6 protein-coding genes are annotated in these 6,427 nt (G+C 60.2%); 2 read left to right on the top strand and 4 right to left on the bottom strand.

All coding sequences use genetic code 11. The annotated features are described in order from the left end of the window. Nucleotides 1–196: 196 nt before the first annotated feature. From ccoM to PMI28_RS01610, 3 genes are all read right to left on the bottom strand, one after another. Entirely contained in the window at nucleotides 197–307 is a 111-nt protein-coding gene (gene ccoM / locus PMI28_RS31485; protein WP_007976669.1) for a cytochrome c oxidase subunit CcoM, read from the bottom strand. 143 nt (nucleotides 308–450) lie between these two features. Then, nucleotides 451–612: a hypothetical protein gene (locus PMI28_RS30830; RefSeq protein ID WP_007998358.1), complete on the bottom strand. Its 162-nt coding sequence runs from the start codon at nucleotides 610–612 to the stop codon at nucleotides 451–453. Between the two features lie 100 nt (nucleotides 613–712). After that, on the bottom strand, nucleotides 713–1,054 hold the full coding sequence (locus tag PMI28_RS01610) for a hypothetical protein (protein WP_007992422.1): 342 nt from the start codon (nucleotides 1,052–1,054) through the stop codon (nucleotides 713–715). Between the two features lie 218 nt (nucleotides 1,055–1,272). On the opposite strand from PMI28_RS01610, the gene rapA reads away from it, so the two are divergent. Next, a complete protein-coding gene (rapA, locus tag PMI28_RS01615; RefSeq protein WP_007992421.1) occupies nucleotides 1,273–4,119 on the top strand; it encodes an RNA polymerase-associated protein RapA in 2,847 nt (948 codons plus the stop codon). Nucleotides 4,120–4,284: 165 nt separating this feature from the next. Here the strand turns inward: rapA and PMI28_RS01620 are convergent, their stop codons facing one another. Continuing rightward, complete coding sequence (locus tag PMI28_RS01620) at nucleotides 4,285–5,634, bottom strand: spinster family MFS transporter (protein WP_007992420.1); 1,350 nt, start codon at nucleotides 5,632–5,634, stop codon at nucleotides 4,285–4,287. A gap of 359 nt (nucleotides 5,635–5,993) precedes the next feature. On the opposite strand from PMI28_RS01620, the gene PMI28_RS01625 reads away from it, so the two are divergent. Continuing rightward, nucleotides 5,994–6,359 (top strand): YkgJ family cysteine cluster protein, encoded by a 366-nt coding sequence (locus tag PMI28_RS01625; protein ID WP_007992419.1) that lies wholly within the window; start codon nucleotides 5,994–5,996, stop codon nucleotides 6,357–6,359. Nucleotides 6,360–6,427 lie beyond the last annotated feature (68 nt).

Here is a 6,427-nt window from a genome sequence, read left to right as displayed (position 1 = left end):
AGAACCAATGTGGGAGCGGGCTTGCTCGCGAAGGCGCTGGATCAGTCAACATCTTTGTTGAATGTGAAGCCGCCTTCGCGAGCAAGCCCGCTCCCACATTTATCTTGTTTACATCCTCGAAACACGCGCAAAAAAAAGGGCAACCGAAGTTGCCCAAAATGCCTTGCGTGCTCATTACACCCAGAAAGAACCACGGTTATTTCCGCTTGTGCGAATCCTTCCAGATAAAAAGTCCGAACCCTGCAAAAAACACAAACATGAGGCTGACAGTCAGCACCCCGGCGATCACCACGTTGTCGAAAAACATGACGCGTCTCCTGCACTTGCCCTGTTGCGATAGGGCTAAGTTAACCAAACAGGCAGGAGAGAATATTGACCGGGATCAATGTCGCCCAAGACTGGGCAAGAGGAAGGGGAAAGATTGACCCGCATCAATAAATGCGGGGGGATTCAGCGCTTTTTTGGTTTGTTTTTCGGTTTTTTCTTTGCCTTGCCCAACGGCATGGCCTGCTCGAACGCCTGGCGAACTTCATTGAGCCGCTTGTCATTGAGGTCATGAATACGCTTGGCGCGTTCAGCATTGAGGTCAATCAGTTTGTCGTCTTGGCTCATGGCGGTCAGTGCATCGTTTGAAATGAGTTTCAGCCACCGTAGCGTTCGGCAACCCTGCATCAATAATGCGGCCTGATGGTCGCGCTGACCAGCCGCACAGTCAAATCTCGATATCGACCCATAGCCCCTGCCGCGGCTGATCTTCCATCAGTGGCGCCACCGGTACCGTATTGTCGGCATTGAGTTCATCCCCGGGAATCGCCATATGCGCCTCGGGGTCATTGTCGGCTTCGCGGCGGCGCCGCTCCTGCTCCTGCCTGCGGCGCTGTTCCTCGCGCAGCACCAACCCGTCCTCTTCAGGATTGCGCTTTTGCAGGTCAATGGTGCTTTCACTGGAGCTTTCCTGCACCGGCACCACCGGTGGAATATCCGGACGCTGGCGTATCGGGTCAGTTTGTGAAGTGATCGGCACGGCACTCAAGGGGAGCATCGGTGGCAGCATGGTTTTCAGTCTCCTGTCAGCAAGCTGTCGGCTGCGGGGATGGCGACTTGAGCCATCGGTCGCAAACTGTGACTCAATTGGCACTCAAAGGTGCACTTAAGGGCGATCCCAGCGTAGGTAGGCTAACGTAAGACTGTGAGTTTTTCTGAGAGTCCTTTGGCCCTGAAGCGCTCATTCCGTTAAGATAGCCCGCTTTTTCAAGGTGGGAGTCAGGCAGCATGGCGCAGCAGTATCAACCGGGGCAACGCTGGATCAGTGACAGCGAAGCCGAGCTGGGTTTAGGCACCGTTCTGGCACAGGACGGCCGCTTGTTGACCGTGCTCTACCCGGCCACTGGCGACACCCGCCAGTACGCGCTACGGAATGCGCCTCTGACCCGCGTGCGATTTTCGCCGGGTGACACCATCACTCACTTCGAAGGCTGGAAACTGACCGTACGCGAAGTCGACGACATTGATGGCCTGCTGGTTTACCACGGCCTCAACGGGCAGAGCGAAGTGGTCACCCTGCCGGAAACCCAGTTGTCGAACTTCATCCAGTTCCGCCTGGCCAGCGACCGTCTGTTCGCCGGCCAGATCGACCCGCTGGCCTGGTTTTCCCTGCGTTATCACACCCTGGAACACACCAGCCGCCAATTGCAGTCCTCGCTGTGGGGCCTGGGCGGCGTGCGTGCGCAACCCATCGCGCACCAGTTGCACATTGCCCGCGAAGTCGCCGACCGTATCGCGCCACGGGTTCTGCTGGCCGACGAAGTGGGCCTGGGCAAAACCATCGAAGCCGGCCTGGTGATCCATCGCCAATTGCTCTCGGGCCGCGCCAGCCGTGTGCTGATCCTGGTTCCGGAGAACCTGCAGCACCAGTGGCTGGTTGAGATGCGCCGCCGCTTCAACCTGCAGGTCGCGCTGTTCGACGAAGAGCGCTTCATCGAAAGCGATGCCAGCAACCCGTTCGAAGACACCCAACTCGCGCTGGTAGCGCTTGAGTGGCTGGTAGACGACGAGAAAGCCCAGGACGCACTGTTCGCGGCGGGCTGGGATTTGATGGTGGTCGACGAGGCGCACCACCTAGTGTGGCACGAAGACCAGGTCAGCCCTGAATACTCGCTGGTCGAGCAACTCGCCGAAACCATTCCTGGCGTGCTGCTGTTGACGGCCACCCCGGAACAACTGGGCCAGGACAGCCACTTCGCCCGTCTGCGCCTGCTCGACCCGAACCGTTTCCATGACCTGCAAGCCTTCCGCGCCGAGAGCGAAAACTATCGCCCGGTGGCCGAGGCCGTTCAGGAGTTGCTGGATCAGGGACGCCTGTCGCCGCAAGCCCACAAGACCATCCACGGTTTCCTCGGCAACGAAGGCGAAGCCCTGCTGGCCGCCGTCAACGATGGCGACACCGAAGCCAGCGCCCGCCTCGTGCGTGAACTGCTCGACCGTCACGGCACCGGCCGCGTGCTGTTCCGCAACACCCGCGCCGCCGTGCAAGGCTTCCCGGAGCGCAAGCTGCACCCGTACCCGCTGCCGTGCCCGGACGAATACCTCGAACTGCCGCTGGGCGATCACGCCGAGCTGTACCCGGAAGTCAGCTTCCAGGCCCAGCCGGACGCCAGCGAAGAAGATCGCTGGTGGAAATTCGACCCGCGCGTCGAGTGGCTGATCGATCAGTTGAAGATGCTCAAGCGCACCAAAGTACTGGTGATCTGCGCCCATGCCGAAACCGCCATGGACCTGGAAGACGCCCTGCGCGTGCGTTCCGGCATCCCGGCCACGGTGTTCCATGAGGGCATGAACATCCTCGAACGTGACCGCGCCGCCGCCTACTTCGCCGACGAAGAGTTCGGCGCGCAAGTGCTGATCTGCTCGGAAATCGGCAGTGAAGGTCGCAACTTCCAGTTCTCCCATCACCTGGTGCTGTTCGACCTGCCGTCCCACCCGGATCTGCTGGAACAACGCATCGGTCGACTGGACCGGATCGGCCAGAAGCACATCATCGAACTGCACGTGCCGTATCTGGAAACCAGCCCGCAAGAGCGTCTGTTCCAGTGGTACCACGAAGCGCTGAACGCGTTCCTCAATACCTGCCCGACCGGCAACGCCCTGCAGCACCAGTTCGGCCCGCGCCTGCTGCCGCTGCTCGAAGAAGCCGACGATAGCGAGTGGCAAGCGCTGATCGACGAAGCCCGCACTGAGCGTGAGCGCCTGGAAGCCGAGCTGCACACCGGCCGTGACCGTTTGCTGGAGCTGAACTCCGGTGGCGCGGGTGAAGGCGATGCGCTGGTGGAAGATATCCTTGAGCAAGACGACCAGTTCGCGCTGCCGATCTACATGGAAACCCTGTTTGACGCCTTTGGCATCGACAGCGAAGACCATTCGGAAAACGCCCTGATCCTCAAGCCGAGCGAAAAAATGCTCGACGCCAGCTTCCCGCTGGGCGATGACGAAGGCGTGACCATTACTTACGACCGCAACCAGGCGCTGTCTCGCGAAGACATGCAATTCATTACCTGGGAGCACCCGATGGTGCAGGGCGGCATGGATCTGGTGCTGTCCGGTTCCATGGGCAATACCGCCGTGGCGTTGATCAAAAACAAAGCGCTTAAGCCGGGTACCGTGTTGCTGGAACTGTTGTATGTCAGCGAAGTGGTTGCCCCGCGTTCGCTGCAACTGGGCCGCTACCTGCCACCGGCCGCCCTGCGCTGCTTGCTTGATACCAACGGCAACGATTTGTCGTCCCGCGTTTCGTTCGAAACCTTGAACGATCAGCTTGAAAGCGTGCCGCGTGCCAGCGCCAACAAGTTCATCCAGGCCCAGCGTGACCAGTTGACGCCACGGATCAATGCCGGTGAAGCGAAGATCCTGCCTCGTCACACTGAACGTGTCGCCGAGGCGCAGCGTCGCCTGGCCGCCGATACCGAAGAAGAACTGGCGCGCCTGACCGCGTTGCAAGCGGTCAACCCGACCGTGCGCGACAGCGAACTGGTGGCCCTGCGCAATCAACGCGAGCAAGGCCTGGCCATGCTCGACAAGGCTGCGCTGCGACTGGAAGCGATCCGGGTGCTGGTGGCGGGTTAACTTCCCTACTCCACCGCTATAAAAAGAAGGCCCGCAGCGATGCGGGCCTTTTTGTTTGCTTCAATTTCAGTAGTGCTGCTGATGGCCTCTTCGCGGGCAAGCCCACTCCCACAGTGTCCGCGTCGTACACAGAACCTGTGGGAGCGGGCTTGCTCGCGAAGGCGATCAGGCAGTCACCACAGAACCTTCAGCCTCACCCACCGCCACCAACCCTTCCTTCATCCGCTTGGCATCGCGCACAAAACACCGCGAAGCCAGGAACAGAAACACCACGGTGAACAACAGCGCCACCGGAATCAGGTACATCGCATCATGCAGGCCGACCGCCTTGAAGGCTTCGGTCATCTGCCCGGCACCGGCCGCCAGCATCGCCGAGTGGGCAAAGTGATCCGACAAGGCCCCGACCACCACCGGCCCCAGGCCACCGCCCAACAGATACAGCCCGGCAAAGAACAGCGCCATCGCCGTTGCCCGCAACCGCGGCTCGACCACATCCTGAATCGCCGTGTACACGCAGGTGTAGAAGTTGTAGGCAAACAGCCAGCCGACACTGAATACAGCGACAAACACTCCGATTTCGATGCGCCCGGAATGCAGCGCCCACGCGGTGCAGAGCGTCGAAATCATCAGGCTGAAGGCCGCAAACAACAATCGCCCATTGGCGACCCGTTGGTGAATCTTGTCCGCGATCCAGCCCCCCAGAGTCAGGCCGAACAGCCCGGTCACGCCGACAATAACCCCGGTAGCGACCGCAGCTTCCTGCAATGGCATCAGGAAATACCGTTGCAGCATCGGCACCAGAAACGAGTTGCAGGCATAAGTGGCGAAGTTGAAACACAGACCGGCCATCACCAGCCACAGGAAGGTCGGCACAGCCAATACCCGACGGATCGGCCGATCGATCTTTTCCTGCGAAACCTGAACACTCTCGGCGGCGCCGCGTTTCGGCTCCTTGATGAAAAACATGAAGATCGCGAGGATCAGCCCGGGTACCGCCGCGATAAAGAACGGCGCGCGCCAGCTATCGAAGGCCTTGACCATCGCGCCGATGGTGAAGAACGCCAGCAACAACCCCAATGGCAGCCCCAGCATGAAAATCCCCATGGCCCGCGCCCGGCGGTGAGCGGGGAATAAATCGCCGATCAGCGAGTTGGCGGCCGGCGCATAACTGGCCTCGCCGATGCCGATGCCCATGCGCACGACCAGGAAACTCCAGAAACTGCCCACCATACCGTTAACGGCCGTCAGCCCGCTCCACACCGCCAGCCCCCAGCCCATCAGCTTGCTGCGCGAGCCGGTATCGGCCATGCGCCCCAACGGCAGGCCGGCAATCGCATAGACGATGGTGAATGCCGTACCGATGATCCCCAACTGGAAGTCACTGAGGTGCCATTCCATGCGAATGGGCTCGATGATAATGGCCGGGATGGTGCGGTCGAAAAAATTGAACAGGTTGGCCAGGAACAACAGGAACAGAATGCGCCAGGCATTCGCCGCTTGGGTCGAGTTCTGCATGGGTCCGTCTCTTTTATTGTTTTTGGGGCGTCACTGCCCCCGGACTTTGCAATCTAGACAGGCCGGCCATAACTGTCTGTCATTATTCGCCAGGCTGATACCAACCCATGGCGCACAACCTGTGGGAGCGGGCTTGCTCGCGAAAAGGCCGGCACATTCAATACAGGCGGTGACTGACAGACCGCCTTCGCGAGCAAGCCCGCTCCCACAGGAGATACAGCGTTCGCAGGGTGGGCATTTCGCAGCTCGTCCGGCCGATGAAAAATACCTTTCGCCCCCCCTTCCCAAGCCGTTGGCGAAGCCTAGAATAGCGGCCTTGCCCCTCCCTGCGTCTCCACTCTTCCTTACGATAATCGCCCATGTCCGAAGCCAGTCCGTGTCTGAATTGCGGTGCCTGCTGTTCTCATTTTCGCGTGTCATTTTTCTGGGGTGAATGCGCTTCGTCCGGGGGAACGGTACCCGATGAGCTTGTCGAGCAGATCAGCCCCAGTCGGGTCGCGATGCTCGGCACCGGCTGCAAACCCGTACGCTGCACCAGCCTGGTGGGAGACGTGGGCAGTACGGTGCAATGTTCGATTTACGAAAAACGCTCCAGCACTTGCCGGGAGTTCGAGGCTTCATGGGTCGATGGCGTGGCCAATCCCGATTGCGACGCGGCCCGTGCCGCTTTCGGCTTGCCGGCCCTGCAACCCGCGTTCGAGACGCCTCAGAAGCAAATCGCCTGAGCAATAGCACGAATCGCTATTAGGCTAATGCCAAAATCATTAGTGCCAATGTGCCACTATCGCTTGCG

It is taken from the genome of Pseudomonas sp. GM48 (genome assembly GCF_000282335.1).
Lineage (GTDB): Bacteria > Pseudomonadota > Gammaproteobacteria > Pseudomonadales > Pseudomonadaceae > Aquipseudomonas.
Note: the sequence above shows the minus strand (reverse complement) of the source record. Positions and strands in the feature narration are given on the sequence as shown.